The organism is Brevundimonas sp. FV1ye7S, from assembly GCF_058680995.1.
On the sequence record NZ_CM178726.1, the window covers coordinates 979323 to 994763 of the forward strand.

A 15441-nucleotide genomic window follows, 5' to 3' on the forward strand; every position below is an offset into this window, starting at 1 on the left:
CGCGCTTAGGTCGCCCGAAGGGCGACAGCGCGACAAAAGCTCTGACGATCCACAGGCTGCGGGCTTTGTCCGCGGCCTTTTTCGTGTTCGGCGGTTGAGCCGCGCCGCTGGGCGTGGTTAGCGTCCGCGCTTGATTTCTGGAGTATTCCCCATGGCCGATGACGCCGCCTTCGACGCCTCGTCCGATGTTCTGACCGCGACGGCCCAGGGCCGGCTGCGCTCCATCATCGAGCGTCTTGAGCGCCTTGAGGAAGACAAGCAGGCCGTGATGACGGACATGAAGGAAGTCTTCGCCGAGGCCAAGGGCGAGGGCTATGACGTCAAGATCCTGCGCAAGGTCATCCGCATCCGCAAGCAGGACAAGGCCAAGCGCCAGGAAGAGGACGCCATCCTGGACCTCTATCTGTCGGCCCTCGGCGAGATCTGAGACTGACCCGGCTTGAAGCGCACCCCCTTCAAGCCAGGCGGCGGCCTTTCGCGCTCAGGCGGGCCGAAGGGCGATAGCGCGCCCAAGAAGCCGCTGCCTAGCCCGTTCGAAATCCAGCGTGAGGCCGCCAAGCGCGCGGCCTTGAACGCGTTGAAACGCGCCCGCCGCTCGGCAGAGAAGGCGGGCGTTTCTCTGTCGGAATGGGAGGGGGAGTTCCTCGATTCGGTCGGGGAACGGGTGAAGACCCACGGCCGCGCCTTCGCCGACCCTGAAAAGGGCGCGCCCGGTCAGGCCCTGTCGGCCATGCAGGGCCGCAAGCTGAAGGAAATCACCGCCAAGGCCAAGGGCGAGGAGCCTAAGCGGCGGTGGGGTAAAAAATCAAAGGATCTCTAATGGATCGTCATCCTCGGGCTTGACCCGAGGATCGGGTTGTCCGCAACTCAGCGTTGATGAGTGAGCGCCGACCTGGCGCCCGATCCTCGGGTCAAGCCCGAGGATGACGGTGAGGGGAGTGTGAAGGCGTTTCTGAAACGGCTGGAATCAGGAGGCTGACGTTCACCCCGCCTCCTTCAGCTGTCCTTCCAGCCCTTGTTCGCGGACCTTGCGGTACAGGGTGGAGCGGCCGATGCCGAGGCGGCGGGCGATTTCGCTCATGTGGCCGGCGTAGACCTCGATGGCGTGCTGGATCAGGTCGCGTTCGATGTCTTCCAGCGTCCGCAGATGGCCGCGGTCGTCCAGGATGCGGATCGGCTGTTCAGGAAGGGGCGGCAGGTCGGCGTAGGAGGGGGCGGTCTGGGTCGGAGTCGTCGTCGCCTCCGGCATCGGCGCCACCACGCCCGAGATGGACGGGAAATCATAGGGCTGAAGGAAGGGCGAGTCGGCCAGCACAATGGCGCGGAACACCGCATTCTCCAGCTGGCGCACATTGCCGGGCCAGTCGAAGGCCTGGAGCATGGCCTGGGTCTCGGGCGCGCAGGCGACGATCCGCTTGCCTTCCTCGGCGTTGAACCGGGCGATGAAATGATCGACCAGGGCCGGGATGTCCTCGCGGCGGTCGCGCAGGGACGGGGCCTCGATCGGGAAGACGTTGAGGCGGTAGAACAGATCCTCGCGGAAGGCGCCGTCCTTGACCTGTTGGGCCGGGTCGCGATTGGTGGCCGAGACGATGCGGACGTCGATCTTGACCGGGCGTTTTCCGCCGACCGGGTCGATCTCGCTCTCCTGCAGGGCGCGCAGCAGCTTGACCTGGAGGTCCAGCGGCAGTTCGCCGATCTCGTCCAGGAACAGGGTGCCGCCGTCGGCCTCGCGGAACTTGCCCAGGGTCTTGTCGACCGCCCCGGTGAAGGCGCCCTTCTCGTGGCCGAACAGGATGGATTCCGCCAGATTGGCGGGCAGGGCGCCGCAGTTGACGGCGACGAAGGGCTTGCCGGCCCGGTCGCTGGCGCCGTGCAGGGCGCGGGCGATGACTTCCTTGCCGACGCCGCTTTCGCCTGTGATCAGCACCGGAATGGACGACTTGGCGGCCCGCGTTCCAAGAGCCTTGACCATTCGCATGGGGGCGCTGTCGCCGATGATGTCGTCGAAACTGGCGCGCCCTTGCGCCCGTTTGGTCAGCCGGCCGACCTCGGCCGTCAGCTGGGTCATCTTCAGGGCGTTGCGCACCCCGACCAGCAGACGCTCGGGTCCGACCGGCTTGACGAAGAAGTCCTGGGCGCCGGCCTGCATGGCCTTGACCACAGTGTCGATGCCGCCGTTGGCCGTCAGGACGATGACCGGGGTGGTCACGCCCGCGCTGCGCAGCTCGGCCAGGCATTCCAGACCCGACATCTCGGGCATCACCATGTCCAGCAACAGCATGTCTGCGCCGCCGCCCCGGAGCATGCGGTCAATGGCTTCGCCGCCCCCGGCCGCATGGACCACGGCGTAGCCGTCGCGTTCGAGCACGGCCTGCAGCAGGCGGCGCTGGGTCGGATCGTCGTCGACCACCAGAACGGTCTTGGCCATGGGAGCCCCTTGTCATCACCGATAGGCCGCCCGTGGTGCGGACTGGCCCGTTTCGGGACGATTTCTAGGGGGACGAGGTGAAAATCGGGTGAGAGGGCGTGGTGACCGGGACGTTAACCGGGTGACGCCGTCGCGCACCGAATTTGCGGCTGGGCCTTCAGCGTCTGATCGCCCACGACCAGGTCCGGCAGGCTGGCGGGGGCGACGGTCACAGCCTCTGCGAAGGCCTTGGGCAGGTCGTTCGGCGATGCCTTCCCGCACATGACGCTGTAGGATCCGGTTTGCGACCATTGCCCCCCGGCGTCCTGGGCGAAAGCCATGATGGACCCCGGCGCCGCCAGCAGAACCTCGACCCGGCCGTCGCCGTCCAGGTCCAGGGTGCGCAGGCGGCAGGGCGCCTCGCTGTTGCAGGTGTACATCAGGGCGTCCTGGCGACCCAGCTGGGCGGTGAAGCTGGGCGGGGTCGTCTGGCCGTCGACCGGCTGGATCCGGATGCCCGCCAGCCGTTCGTTCCGGTCCTGAACGGAATAGCCCGACCGTTCCTCACGGGCCCTGGCCGCGCGCGCCAGTTCGGCCGTCTTGGCGTCGGGCGACCGCGTCAGCCGGTCCAGGGCCGCCAGCCCCGCCTTGCCGCTCTCGAACCGCAGGAAGTCAAAGTCGAAATCCTTGGCCGCCACGGCCCCGCGCTCCAGCCGCGCGACCTGGTCCTTGGCCGACAGTCGCGCCGGGTCGGCCAAGGGGCTGAACAGGGCCAGGATGACCGCGACCGACAGGACGGCGGCGAGGATGTTGGTCGGTTCCAGCGGCTTCATCCAGGGGCCGGGGCGGACGGCGGCGAACAGATAACCCAGGCCATAGACCGCGCCGATCACAGCGCAGGCCGCCGCGATGATCCGATCCGGCGTCAGTCCGTGCTGACCGATCCGCAGCGCCAGGCCCCAGAAGGCCAGGCCGATCAGGGGCGCGATCAGGGCCGAGGCGACCCGGACGCCGTAGCGCAGCACCACCGGGGGGCGATGGTCGGGACGGCCGTCCTGGTAGGCGGTGTTGATCAGCACGATCAGGGCGGCCGCCGCCGACAACACCAGGGCCGTCGCGCTGCCCGTCTCCCACAGGCCGTCCAGGCCGGTGAAGGGCAGGGCCAGCAGGAAGCCGCCGACCAGCACCGTGATGACCAGCAGTAGCCAGGACAACAGCATCAGGGCCACGGTCCGCACGCCCCGGATCAGACCGTCGCGCACATCGGTCAGATGCACCGCCGTGGCGAAGGCCAGGCCGGTCAGCGGCAGGGAGAACCAGCTTTCTTGCAGCAGGTCGCTGAGAAAGCTCAGCCCGATGATCTTGAACAGGCTGGCCCCGAGCAGAAGCAGCAGCCAGAAGGCGCCGGCGAAGCCGACCGACAGCACCCCCTGCACCCCCGCCATCCAGGCGGCGTCGAAATAGGCCGGGTAGGAGGCCGCCAGCCGGCGCTCGCGGTCTGCCGGCACGACCAGATGATGGGCGATGAACAGGGCCGCCGCCGCGAAGACGAACAGGGGGAAGGTCGCCTCGCGGGCGCCGTCGGCCTGACGGGCGATGTCGTGCCAGGCCAGCAGGGCCAGCACCAAACCTGCGATCAGGCTCCAGACCACATAGACCCACAGCCTCAGCTTGCCGACGCCGGACAGCAGGACGGCGGGCAGGAACAGGGCGGTCAGCAGGGCCGGCGCGAACAGGTCGGGATGGCGCTGCGACCAGCTGGCGCTGTCGCCCTCGGTGGCGCGCAGCAGCAGGTACAGGACGATCCCCTGCAACAGGCCGACGGCCAGCCGCACGATGGCGATCCGGCGGCGGTCGCCGTCCGGCGTGGTCCCGCCCCAGCCCGTGCCGAGAATATTCGCCGCTTCGGTGGTCATGACGCGCCCTTTTGCCCGGCTCGGGGCCCGAGTGGGCGACCGACCTGGGCGCGCCATCTAACCGAAGCGGGGGCGGTCAGGGAAGCGTCGCCTCGATCCGGCAGGCGCGCGCCAGATAACAGCCGCGGGGGGCGAAATGGATGTGGATCTGGTTCAGCGTCGGATGGTCGAACGCCTCGGCCAGCCGCGCGTCCAGATCGGCGCCGTCGATCACCAGCCCCTCCAGCATCATGTTGCGCCGGTCATAGAGGCGCAGCGACAGCGGCCGTTTGGTCAGCATCTCCGGCGCCGGTCCGGTGATCGGCGCCTGTTCCACCGCCGACTCGCGCACGAAGATCGGCCCGGCGGCGCGATAGGGCGAGGTCGGGTCGGTCAGATGGGCGTGATTGACCAGCACAAGGGCTTCGCCGGCGTCGGCGTCGCGCAGACTGACCCGGCAGGGGGCGCGGCCGGGGGCGTCGGCGACCCACCGGCGCGCGCCGACGGCGGCTAAGTCTTTATCGGACATGGCGAAATAGGGCGTGAAGGGCGCCAGGGGCAGGGCTTGGATACGGTAGGTCATGCGGGATCTCCGGGTTGAGGTCCTCTGCTTGCGACGATCCGCGCGCGCCGTCTGGCGGCTTCCGGCCGTTGCATCGGCCTCGCCGCGCCCCCACAAAGGCGGCATGAACGCCCCCTTCAAAGCCCCGCCCCAGTCAGAACCTGCGGAAGCCCCGCTGTGGGACCTGACCGATCTCTATGGCTCGCGCGACGACGTCCGGATCGCCGCCGACCTGGCCAGGGCCCGCGCCTTGGTGGACGAGATGAACGGCCTGCAAGGCCGGCTGGCCGGGCAGGGCGGCGATCCGGCGTCCTTGGGCGCCGCGCTGGATCGGGCGATCAGCCTGTATGAACAGGCGTCGGACGTGCTGGGCGCCCTGGGCGCCTACGCCTTCCTGTCGGCCTCGACGGCGCGGGACGACGCGGGGGCGCAGGGGTTCGAGGCCGATGTGCGCGAGAAGATCACCGCCATCGCCACCCCGACCGTCTGGCTGACGCTGGAGATCAACCAGATCGACGACGCCGCCCTGGAGGCCGCCCTGACTGCCCACGCCGGCGCATCGCGCTGGCGGCCGTGGCTGCGGCGGGTGCGGGCGATGAAGCCGCACGAACTGTCCAGCGAGCTTGAGACCTTCATCGCCGAGCGCGGCCCGATCACGGCCCAGTGGCCGCGCCTGTTCGACGAACAGCTGGCGGCGCTGCGCGCCAAGGCCGGGAATGAAAGCCTGACCCTGGCCGAGGCCCTGAACCGGCTGTCGGACGCCAAGCCCGCGCGGCGCAGGGCCGCCGCCGAGGGCTTGTCGGAGGCTTTGGCCGTCCGCGCCCCGACCCTGGCCCTGGTGCTGAACACGGTCGCCGCCGACAAGGCGATGGAGGATCGCTGGCGCGGCTTCAAACGCCCCGCCGACAGCCGCCACCTGGGCAATGAGGTCGACGGCGAGGCGGTGGACGCCATGGCCGAGGCCGTCGCCGCCGCCTATCCGCAGCTGTCGCACCGCTATTATGCGCTGAAGGCCAAGGCCATGGGCAAGGCGCGGCTGGACCACTGGGACCGCAACGCCCCGATCGAGACCACCGCCCCGCGCGCCTTCACCTGGAGCCAGGGGCGCGAGATCGTGCTGGACAGTTTCTCCGACCTTGGGGCCGAGTTCGCGGAGCGCGCCGCCGGCTTCTTCGACAAGCCGTGGATCGACGGCCGGGCCCGACCGGGCAAACAATCGGGCGCCTACGCCCACCCGGTCACCGCCGACCGCCACCCCTATGTCTTCCTGAACTGGATGGGCGAGCGGCGCGACGTCCTGACCCTGGCCCACGAACTGGGCCACGGGGTGCACCAGACCCTGGCGGCGGACCAGGGCACCCTGTTGGCCGATACGCCGCTGACCCTGGCCGAGACCGCCTCCATCTTCGCCGAGGGGCTGACGTTCGACCGTCTGCTGGCGACGGCGCCCAAGCGCGAGCAGCGCGGCCTGCTGGCCGGACGGATCGAGGACGGGCTGAACACGGTGGTGCGCCAGATCGCCTTCCACCGGTTCGAGACCCGCTTCCACGACGAGCGCCAGAAGGGCGAGGTCTCGCAGCAGCGGATCAACGAGCTGTGGCTGACCGAGATGGGCGCCTCGCTGGGGCCGGCGGTGACGCTAAACCCCGGCTATGAGCACTGGTGGGCCTATGTCAGCCACTTCGTCCACTCGCCCTTCTACGTCTACGCCTACGCCTTCGGCGACCTGCTGGTGGCGGCGCTGATGGAGGCGCGGCGGGCCGATCCGGCCGGGTTCACGCCCCTGTACCGCGATCTGCTGGCCGGGGGCGGGGCCAAGACCTATGTCGAGGCGCTGAAGCCCTTCGGCCTCAATCCGCGCGATCCGGCCTTCTGGAGCGTGGGCTGCAAGCGGCTGGAACGTCTGGTGGATCAGTTCGAAGCGCTGGGGTGAGAGGCTGGCGCCCGGCTGAACCCGCGCTATAGTCGCCTCAACGACAAGACCGAGGGAGTTCTCATGGCCGACGCTCACAATCCCGCCACCGCCGAGGCAGACGCCGACGCGACCGCCTATGTCCGGGGCGGGATGCAGATCAATGAACAGGCGGCGACCTTCAAGCTGTTCATGGATCTGGCCAAATGGGGCTCGTTGGCCGTGGCCTGCCTGCTGCTGTTCCTGACCCTGTGGTTCCATCCGGGCGGCAACCTGATGGCGGCCCTGGCCGGCGCAGTGGTGCTGGGGGGCGTCGGCTTCTTCGCCCTGAAGCCCAAGGCCGACGCGGGCCACTGAGCCCCCGTCCGCAACGATGCAATAACGACGCGCTTTGACGGCGTCTTCGGAACCGGCCTAGTCTCGCGTCCCATACAGGAACAAGGGGATTCGCTTGGCCGTCGCTATCGCCGCCACCCGTGAACGTCGCGAAGGCGAGACGCGCTGCGCCGTCACGCCCGAGACGGTCAAGAAGCTGATCGCCCTGGGCGCGACCGTCACGGTCGAGGCCGGGACCGGCCTGGGCTCCTCCATTCCCGACGCCGACTACGCCGCCGCCGGCGCGGCGGTGAAGCCCGACACCCGCGCGGTGCTGGACGGCGCCGACATCGTGCTGAAGGTGCGCGGCCCGACGGCCCAAGAGACCAGCGCGCTCAAGCCCGGCGCAATCGTCATCGCCATGCTGGACGCCTGGCGCGACAAGGCCACGGTCGAGGCCCTGACCGGCGCCAACGCCACCGCCTTCGCCATGGAGTTCGTGCCCCGCATCACCCGCGCCCAGGTCATGGACGTGCTGTCGTCCCAGGCCAATCTGGCCGGCTACCGGGCGGTGATCGAGGCGGCCTATGCCTATGGCAAGGGTTTCCCGATGATGATGACGGCGGCCGGCACGGTCGCCGCCGCCAAATGTTTCGTCATGGGTGTCGGCGTCGCCGGGCTTCAGGCCATCGCCACGGCGCGGCGGCTGGGTGCCGTCGTCACCGCCACCGACGTCCGCCCCGCCACCAAGGAACAGGTCGAAAGCCTGGGCGCCAAATTCCTGGCCGTCGAGGACGAGGAGTTCAAGAACGCCCAGACCGCCGGCGGCTACGCCAAACCGATGTCGCCCGAATATCAGGCCAAACAGGCCGAACTGACCGCCAGCCATGTGGTCAAGCAGGACATCGTCATCACCACCGCCCTGATCCCCGGCCGCGCCGCGCCGGTGCTGCTGACGGCGGCCCATGTGGCCTCGATGAAGCCGGGCTCGGTCATCGTCGATCTGGCGGTCGAGGCGGGCGGAAACGTCGAGGGCTCGAAGCTGAACGAGGTCGTGACTACGGCGAACGGCGTGACCATCGTCGGCTGGTCCAACCTGCCCGGCCGCATCGCCGCCGACGCCAGCGCCCTGTACGCCCGCAACCTGACGGCCTTCGTGGAGCTGATGATCAAGGACGGGGTTCTGGCGGTCGATCTGGAGGACGAGATCCTGAAGGCGGCCGTTGTGACGCACGGCGGGGCCGTGGTGCATGAAGGGGTGCGGGGATGATTACCGAACTCAAAGTCTATCTTGGTCTTTGCGTCGGGATGACCGTGATCCTGGCCGGTCTAACGATTTGGCGCCCCGACGCAGATGTACAAATGGCGCTGATCGTGGTGCCGTTCGTCATCCTCGCGGCGTTGGCGCGGTCCAACTTACAACTCGCCAAGCGGATTGAGGCGCTGGAGGGCCGGCAGCGTGTTGGCGAGCTTGAGCGAGCCGAGAGCAGGACATAGGTTATGGAACACGTCGATCCCACCGTCTTCCGCCTGGCCATCTTCGTCCTGGCCATCTTTGTCGGCTATTACGTGGTCTGGAGCGTGACCCCAGCCCTGCACACGCCGCTGATGGCCGTGACCAATGCGGTGTCCAGCGTCATCATCGTCGGCGGCCTGATTGCGGCGGCGGCTGTGTCGGGCGACGTCACCGGCCCCAGCGCCTGGATCGCCAAGGGCGCGGGTGTGGCGGCCGTGACCCTGGCCAGCGTCAACATCTTCGGCGGCTTCATGGTCACCCGGCGGATGCTGGCCATGTACAAGAAGAAGGAGCGGCCGGCTCCCAAGGGCGCGGCATGATCGACCCCGCCCAGATCGCCATAACCGGCTCCTGGATCGCCACCGGCGTCGGCTTCGGCCTGTGGCTGTACGGCTGGTTCGGGACGAAACTGCCGCTGAAGCGTCAGCGGCTGCACGACTGCGGCATCGCCCTGGTCTTCTCGGCCATACTGGTCCGGGTCGTGAGCCAGGAGCGGCCGCTGGGTGTTTTCGAATGGGCCCTGTTCTTCATCGGCCCGTTGTTCATCGCCGCCGCCCTGTGGCGGCTGGCGCGCACGTCTTGAGGGGAGGGGCGTGATGAACGCATCGTTGGCCGCACTGGCCTATCTGGTTTCCGGCGTCCTGTTCATCCTGTCGCTGCGCGGCCTGTCCAGCCCCGAGACCAGCCGCCAGGGCAACACCTTCGGCATGATCGGCATGGCCCTGGCCATCGGCGTGACCCTGCTGACCCTGGGAACCACCGGGGCTCTGGACACCGTGACCCTGGCCCTGATCGCGGGCGGGGTCATCGTCGGCGGCGGGACCGGCGCCCTGATCGCGCGGCGCGTCGCCATGACCGACATGCCCCAGTTGGTCGCCGCCTTCCACAGCCTGGTCGGCATGGCCGCCTGCCTGGTCGCCATCGGCGCCGTCTATGCGCCCGAGGCCTTCGGAATCCTGTCCGAGGACGGGACGGGCATCAAAACCCTGTCGATCATCGAGCTGTCGCTCGGCGTCGCCATCGGGGCCATCACCTTCACCGGCTCGGTCATCGCCTTCGCCAAGCTGAACGGCAATATGTCGGGTGCGCCCATCATCCTGCCGGCGCGGCACCTGATCAATGTCGGCCTGGGTCTGGGCCTGGTCTTCCTGATCGGCATTCTGATCGGCACCGGCGGGGCGGCGACCTGGGCCTTCTGGGGCGTCTTCCTGATTGCCCTGGTGCTGGGCGCGACCCTGATCGTCCCCATTGGCGGCGCCGACATGCCGGTGGTGGTGTCGATGCTGAACTCCTATTCCGGCTGGGCGGCGGCGGCCCTGGGCTTCACGCTCGAGAACATCGCCCTGATCATCACCGGCGCCCTGGTCGGCAGTTCCGGCGCGATCCTGAGCTACATCATGTGCAAGGGCATGAACCGCAGCTTCATCAGCGTCATCCTGGGCGGCTTCGGCGGCGCGGACGCCGCGGCCGGTCCCGCTGGCGCCAAGGAGACCCGGCCCGTCAAACAGGGCTCGGCCGAGGACGCCGCCTTCATCATGAAGAATGCGTCCAAGGTCATCATCGTGCCCGGCTACGGCATGGCCGTGGCCCAGGCCCAGCATGCGCTGCGTGAAATGGCCGACAAGCTGAAGGAGGAAGGGGTCGAGGTGAAATACGCCATCCACCCCGTCGCCGGCCGGATGCCCGGCCACATGAACGTTCTGCTGGCCGAGGCCAACGTCCCCTATGACGAGGTGTTCGAGCTGGAGGACATCAACGCCGAGTTCGCCACCGCCGACGTCGCCTTCGTCATCGGCGCCAACGACGTCACCAACCCCGCCGCCAAGACCGACCCCCAGTCGCCGATCTACGGCATGCCGATCCTGGACGTGGAAAAGGCCGGGACCGTGCTGTTCATCAAGCGCGGCATGGGCTCGGGCTATGCGGGCGTCGAGAACGAGCTGTTCTTCCGCGACAACACCATGATGCTGTTCGCCGACGCCAAGAAGATGGTCGAGGGGATCGTGAAGGCGCTGTGATGTCACAAACCCGCGAGAGCGGCGCTGCGGGCCGTGCTTATGGTCTTAGAATTGGGGGACGGATCGCCGAGTTGGTTGGAGCCAAGCGGCTCAAGCTCAATTCCAACGAAGTTGAGTGGGAAGGACGCCGAGCAGTTATCAAAGCGGCGGCACCTAAGAATGACTCAATAGGTGTCACAGCGGCCATGCTACCCCGCCTTGATGACGTCTACGGCGCTTTCGAGGACGAGTCGGGAGGGTTTGAACTCTGGCGAGTTGATCCTGTCATTTTTCGAAGTGTATCTAGAGACAGTCCTAGTGCTCGCAAAAATGGCGGTGACACGCGCCTCGTTCGAAAGCACGCCGTCTGCGAGCAAGGCGTTCTTGTGAGGCGCTTTACGAAGGCAGAGATTGACGGCTAAGCCGCCTCGCTCACCGGCCGCAACGTCCCTGCCTCACGCATCAGACTGTGCGCATTGATCGGATCGATGTCGCAGCCGTTGGGCCAGGTCGGAACGCCCATTTCGACGAAGACGCGGGCGAAGAAGGCGGGGTCCTTCAAGGGTTCGGTCATCGGCCCCAGGGCTGTGAACTCGCTTAGATCGATGACACCGAGGGTGTCGTCGTCGAACACGATCTCCAGTCGGTGGTCGGCCAATGCCCGAACGCGGCGGGCCCGGACCATCTTGATCTCAGTCATCCGACAGACCCTCGATCCTGAACCACCCCACAGCCGTCATCCTAGGCACTAGGCCTAGGATGACGGCAGAGGGAGGCTGTCACTCCTCGCCGCCCATCGTCTCGCCAACCGCTGAAACCTCTATCGCCCGAGCTTGACCGGCGCTATCACGCATCCGTGAACACGCTGTCCAAACCTGCCCCCGTCGCCCATCGCCGTTTTGAGGCGCTCGATTCCCTGCGCGGGGTGTGCGCCATCCTGGTCGTCATGTTCCACATGCCGGTGGCCAGCCATTGGCGGACCTGGGACTTCATTCAGCACGCTTATCTGTTCGTCGATTATTTCTTCGTCCTGTCGGGCTTCGTCATCGCCCATGCCTATGCCGAGCGGCTGAAGACGGGGGCGGACGCCGGCCGGTTCATGGTGCGGCGGTTCGGGCGGATCTGGCCGATGCACGTGCTGATGCTGGCGGCCTATGTCGGCCTGGAGCTGGCGCGGCTGGCCTTCCATTTCGATAGTGCAGCGCCGTTTACCGGGGACCGGTCGGTGTGGGCGATCTTCACCAATCTGGCCCTGATCCAGGCCTGGCACGTCCATCCGCATCTGACCTGGAACGGGCCGTCGTGGACGCTGAGCGCCGAATGGGCCTGTTATCTGATCTTCGCCGGCCTGGTGCTGGTGGCGCCCAAGCGGTTTCGCTGGATCGGCCTGGTGCTCGCGATCATCGGCGGCGTTCTGGTGGTCAGCTACGCCCGGCGCTGGATGAACACCACCTATGACTTCGCCGTGCCGCGGGCGGTCTACGGCTTCTTCCTGGGCTGCCTGTTGCAGGGTCTATGGATGAACATCCCGCGCCTGAAGGGACTGGCCGCCACTGGGCTGGAGATCGCGGCCGTCGTCGCCGTATGCCTCTTTGTGGCCTGGGCCGAGGGGCCGGTGACGGTCGCCGTCACCCTGGTCTTCGTCGTCCTGGTCTGGGTGTTCGCGGGCGAGGAGGGACGGGTGTCGCGGCTGCTGGACCATCCGGCGCTCGTGACGCTGGGGCGCTGGTCCTTCTCTATCTACATGGTCCACATGTTCATCCTGACCGTGATGCTGATCATCGCGCGCAAGCTGGACTGGATGCCGGGTGGACGGCGCGTCGATTTTGGCTCGGTCTGGCTGAACGACCTGTTCGCGCTCGGCCTGTTCGGCTTCATCGTCCTGATCGCGGTCGTGGCGCACAATCGGGTCGAACGCCCGGCCCAGCGCCTGATCGACCGCTGGACCAAGCCCAAGGCCGCCTGAATTCAGGCCGCCATCAGCCAGGGCGTTTCCGCCGGGTCCGACCGCGCCTCGTCCCACAGGGCGTCTTCGTCCGAATAGCGGGCGATGGCGGCGGCGGAGATGACGTCCACCACCTGTTCCTCCTGCCGATCCCAGATGACGGCCAGGTCCGACGATCCGTCGGCCTCGCACGGCACGATCAGATAGCGGTTGGCGTTGACGGCGGTGTTCGGTTGGAAGCGAGCCATTTGATGATCTCCTGAAGCGGTCGGCCTCTTGTCGATGATGGTGTTATGGCGCACTGTTGCGTCAGAAACGGACGTATCATTTCAGGGGCGGCGGTGAGACACGACAAGGCGGCCATGGTGATCGACCTGGCGCGGCGCATGGCCGCCAGCGCCGAAGGCCTGACCATCGACGAGATGGCGCGCGACATGCGCGTCGGCCGCCGCACCGCCGAACGGATGCGTGACGCCGTCCTCATGCTGTTCCCCCAGGTGGAGGAGGTGTCGGATCCGCCGTCGAAACGCTGGCGCATCCGCGGCGGCCTGTCCGCCTTCGAACAGGCGCCGACCGCGACCGAGATGCTGGAACTGGCCAAGGCGGCCTCGGCCCTGCGCGCCGCCGGCGAACCGGCCCGCGCGGCGGCGCTGGAGGCGCTGGAGCGCAAGCTGAAGGCGGCGATGCGCTCCACGACCCTGAACCGAATGGCCCCGGATCTGGAGGCCCTGGTCCGGGCCGAAACCATCGCCGTCCAGGCTGGACCTCGTCCCTCGGCGGACGAGGCCATGCTGACCGCCATTCGCGGGGCGGTGCTGGCGCAGCAGCCGCTGGGCTTCACCTATTCCCGACCGGGCGCCGAGCCGCGCCGGCGGACCGTCGCCCCCTGCGGCGTCATGTTCGGCCGGGCCAACTATCTGGTCGCCGCCGACCGCGAGACGGGCCGCATCCAGACCTTCCGCCTGGACCGGATGAGCCATGTCGCCCCGCAGGACGGGGTGGCGGTTCCGCCCGCCGACTTCGACCTGGGCGTCTTCGCCAGCCAGTCCTTCGGCATCTATCAGGACGAGATCGAGGACGTGGTGCTGCGTATCGCCCCTGAGGGTGCGGCCGAGGCGAAGAGCTGGCGCTGGCACCCGACCCAGTCGTTCGAGGATCAGGCGGACGGCGCCGTCATCGTGCGGTTCCGCGCCTCGGGCATGCGCGAACTGGCCTGGCACCTGTTCACCTGGGGCGAACAGGCCATGATCCTGGCGCCCGAGCGGCTTAAGGCCGTCATGGCCGGGGAACTGGCGGCGGCCGGGCGCGCTCTGGACGCGGCTCGCGGATGACGAAGGCTTAAGGTGACGCTGTCGCCGGCCCTCGCTATCGCAGGCCTGACCTGTTGGAGAACTTCATGCGTCTGAAGACGGCCCTCATATGCGCCGCCCTTGTCGGCTTTTCGACCGTTGCGGCCTGCGCTTCGCCCGCCGTCGTCGCGTCGCAAGACCAGAGCATGGCCGGAGACGGCCGCGTCGACGTGTCGGTCGAACGCAACGGCGATCGCTGGACGGCGGAGTATGTGCTGGATCGTGACGCCCCGGCCTGGGCCTTCTTCCGCTCGGCCCTGCTGCGCGAGAGCCGCCAGCCGTGGCGGCCGGCCTGGTGGCGGGTGGAGACGCCGGGCGTCATGCTGGAGCGGATCGGCGATTACGACGTGCTGCGCTCGACCGACGGCGGCCCTGTGCCGCGCAATGTCCGCATCGCCATGACGCCGCGCCCCGGCGATCTGGAGGCGGAGTATGATCCGGCCCTGGTGTTCTCGGACGGCACGGTGGCGCTGTTCTCCGGTCAGTTCGACGTCATCCCGCTGGAGTCCGCCGCCGCCGCCCGCGCCCTGCCGCGCGACCTGAACGGCGTCGATGTGCCCGGCGGTCCGGCCAGCGTGACCTGGCGTGACCGCGCCGGCCCGGTGCTGTTCAAGGGCGAACGCGCGCCCCAGGTCACGGCCGTTGACGCCCAGACCTATGTCCTGTTCGGCGACGCCACGACCCGCCGGGGCGAAGGGATCACCACCGTCATCGATCCCGGTCTGCCGCGCTGGCTGGGCGATGAACTGGCCGGCTTCACACCCCGCGTCATGGCCTATTACGCCGAGCGCCTGGGTCGGGCTCAGGGCGAGGCGCCGACCCTGATGGTCAGCTGGACCGGCCCGACCAGATCCCTGTCCAGCATGGGCGGCAGCGTTCTGCCGGGTCTGATCTCGATGAATTTCGAAGGGGAGGGGGTGCTGGCCCCCGACGCCCAGGCCCTGGCCCGCGCCCACTGGTTCATCGGTCACGAAGCGGCGCATTTCTGGCTGGGCTCTCAGGGGCTGAAATACCAGTACGCCCGCGAGGCCTGGATCACCGAGGGCGGGGCCGACTTGATGGCGGTGCGGGCCCTGAAGGCCATGGACCCCGCCTATGACGACCGGGCCGAACTGCAGCGCGAGGTGGATGATTGCATCACCCTGGCGGCGGGCAAGCCCGTGGCCTCGGCCGGCGACCGGGGCGACAACCGCGCCTACTACGCCTGCGGCGCCGTCTGGGGCCTGGTCATCGAAGCGGCGGAACGACGCGCGGGCGGCGGCGACTTCTTCGACGTGGTCGCCGATTTTCAGCGCCGCGACAATGACGACGGGGTGCTGAGCCGCGACGAATGGCTGGGCGCCCTGACCCGCCTGTCGCGCGACCCCACCCTGGCCAACGATATCTCGACCATGCTGGACAAGGGCGTCGCCAATCCTTCCGCTGTCATCGCCCGTCTGTTCCAGCGCACCGGCGTCGCCTTCCGCCTCGACAACGGCCGGGTGATCCTGATCTGACGGTTTGACGCGGATCAAGGCGGGACGGGGCCGAAGGGCGCATC

Annotated in this window: 17 protein-coding genes; 12 read left to right on the forward strand and 5 right to left on the reverse strand. The window is 68.1% G+C overall.

Annotation, left to right across the window (positions count from 1 at the left end):
• The first annotated feature begins 151 nt into the window (after positions 1-151).
• Together gapR and ACW18C_RS04685 are read left to right on the forward strand one after the other, a co-directional pair.
• Positions 152-427, forward strand: coding sequence for a nucleoid-associated protein GapR (gene gapR, locus ACW18C_RS04680; protein WP_008263716.1), 276 nt, complete (start codon positions 152-154; stop codon positions 425-427).
• A gap of 12 nt (positions 428-439) precedes the next feature.
• Complete coding sequence (locus ACW18C_RS04685) at positions 440-820, forward strand: hypothetical protein (RefSeq protein WP_492073075.1); 381 nt, start codon at positions 440-442, stop codon at positions 818-820.
• Positions 821-982: 162 nt separating this feature from the next.
• Here ACW18C_RS04685 and ACW18C_RS04690 read toward each other — a convergent pair whose 3' ends face one another.
• The 3 genes from ACW18C_RS04690 to ACW18C_RS04700 all read right to left on the reverse strand — a co-directional run bounded on the left by ACW18C_RS04690 (position 983) and on the right by ACW18C_RS04700 (position 4888).
• Entirely contained in the window at positions 983-2431 is a 1449-nt protein-coding gene (locus ACW18C_RS04690) for a sigma-54-dependent transcriptional regulator (protein ID WP_492073077.1), read from the reverse strand.
• Between the two features lie 113 nt (positions 2432-2544).
• Positions 2545-4326 carry a DUF4153 domain-containing protein gene (locus ACW18C_RS04695; protein ID WP_492073079.1) on the reverse strand — a complete coding sequence of 594 codons (1782 nt, stop codon included), beginning with the start codon at positions 4324-4326 and terminating at the stop codon, positions 2545-2547.
• A 76-nt stretch (positions 4327-4402) separates the two neighbouring features.
• Positions 4403-4888 (reverse strand): DUF1203 domain-containing protein, encoded by a 486-nt coding sequence (locus ACW18C_RS04700; protein WP_492073081.1) that lies wholly within the window; start codon positions 4886-4888, stop codon positions 4403-4405.
• A 103-nt stretch (positions 4889-4991) separates the two neighbouring features.
• Between ACW18C_RS04700 and ACW18C_RS04705 the strand changes: the two genes are divergently transcribed.
• The 7 genes from ACW18C_RS04705 to ACW18C_RS04735 all read left to right on the forward strand — a co-directional run bounded on the left by ACW18C_RS04705 (position 4992) and on the right by ACW18C_RS04735 (position 10628).
• On the forward strand, positions 4992-6800 hold the full coding sequence (locus ACW18C_RS04705; protein ID WP_492073083.1) for a M3 family oligoendopeptidase: 1809 nt from the start codon (positions 4992-4994) through the stop codon (positions 6798-6800).
• A gap of 63 nt (positions 6801-6863) precedes the next feature.
• Entirely contained in the window at positions 6864-7136 is a 273-nt protein-coding gene (locus ACW18C_RS04710; protein WP_035307105.1) for an aa3-type cytochrome c oxidase subunit IV, read from the forward strand.
• Between the two features lie 94 nt (positions 7137-7230).
• Positions 7231-8364, forward strand: a complete 1134-nt coding sequence (locus tag ACW18C_RS04715; protein WP_492073086.1) for a Re/Si-specific NAD(P)(+) transhydrogenase subunit alpha — start codon at positions 7231-7233, stop codon at positions 8362-8364.
• Complete coding sequence (locus tag ACW18C_RS04720) at positions 8361-8591, forward strand: hypothetical protein (protein WP_154726554.1); 231 nt, start codon at positions 8361-8363, stop codon at positions 8589-8591. The genes ACW18C_RS04715 and ACW18C_RS04720 overlap by 4 nt, the downstream gene beginning before the upstream one ends.
• Before the next feature lie 3 nt (positions 8592-8594).
• The gene (locus tag ACW18C_RS04725; protein WP_008261129.1) at positions 8595-8930 is read left to right on the forward strand and encodes an NAD(P) transhydrogenase subunit alpha part 2; all 336 of its coding nucleotides are present in this window, start codon (positions 8595-8597) and stop codon (positions 8928-8930) included.
• A complete protein-coding gene (locus tag ACW18C_RS04730; RefSeq protein WP_035307111.1) occupies positions 8927-9193 on the forward strand; it encodes a hypothetical protein in 267 nt (88 codons plus the stop codon). The genes ACW18C_RS04725 and ACW18C_RS04730 overlap by 4 nt, the downstream gene beginning before the upstream one ends.
• A 13-nt stretch (positions 9194-9206) precedes the next feature.
• Positions 9207-10628: an NAD(P)(+) transhydrogenase (Re/Si-specific) subunit beta gene (locus ACW18C_RS04735; protein WP_492073090.1), complete on the forward strand. Its 1422-nt coding sequence runs from the start codon at positions 9207-9209 to the stop codon at positions 10626-10628.
• Between the two features lie 397 nt (positions 10629-11025).
• Here the strand turns inward: ACW18C_RS04735 and ACW18C_RS04740 are convergent, their stop codons facing one another.
• A complete protein-coding gene (locus ACW18C_RS04740; RefSeq protein ID WP_492073092.1) occupies positions 11026-11307 on the reverse strand; it encodes a DUF2442 domain-containing protein in 282 nt (93 codons plus the stop codon).
• Between the two features lie 156 nt (positions 11308-11463).
• Between ACW18C_RS04740 and ACW18C_RS04745 the strand changes: the two genes are divergently transcribed.
• Complete coding sequence (locus ACW18C_RS04745) at positions 11464-12573, forward strand: acyltransferase family protein (protein ID WP_492073093.1); 1110 nt, start codon at positions 11464-11466, stop codon at positions 12571-12573.
• Between the two features lie 2 nt (positions 12574-12575).
• Here the strand turns inward: ACW18C_RS04745 and ACW18C_RS04750 are convergent, their stop codons facing one another.
• Positions 12576-12800 (reverse strand): hypothetical protein, encoded by a 225-nt coding sequence (locus tag ACW18C_RS04750; RefSeq protein WP_492073094.1) that lies wholly within the window; start codon positions 12798-12800, stop codon positions 12576-12578.
• A gap of 93 nt (positions 12801-12893) precedes the next feature.
• Between ACW18C_RS04750 and ACW18C_RS04755 the strand changes: the two genes are divergently transcribed.
• Together ACW18C_RS04755 and ACW18C_RS04760 are read left to right on the forward strand one after the other, a co-directional pair.
• Positions 12894-13883, forward strand: coding sequence for a helix-turn-helix transcriptional regulator (locus ACW18C_RS04755; protein WP_008263974.1), 990 nt, complete (start codon positions 12894-12896; stop codon positions 13881-13883).
• Positions 13884-13948: 65 nt separating this feature from the next.
• Positions 13949-15397 carry a hypothetical protein gene (locus tag ACW18C_RS04760; protein WP_492073096.1) on the forward strand — a complete coding sequence of 483 codons (1449 nt, stop codon included), beginning with the start codon at positions 13949-13951 and terminating at the stop codon, positions 15395-15397.
• Positions 15398-15441 lie beyond the last annotated feature (44 nt).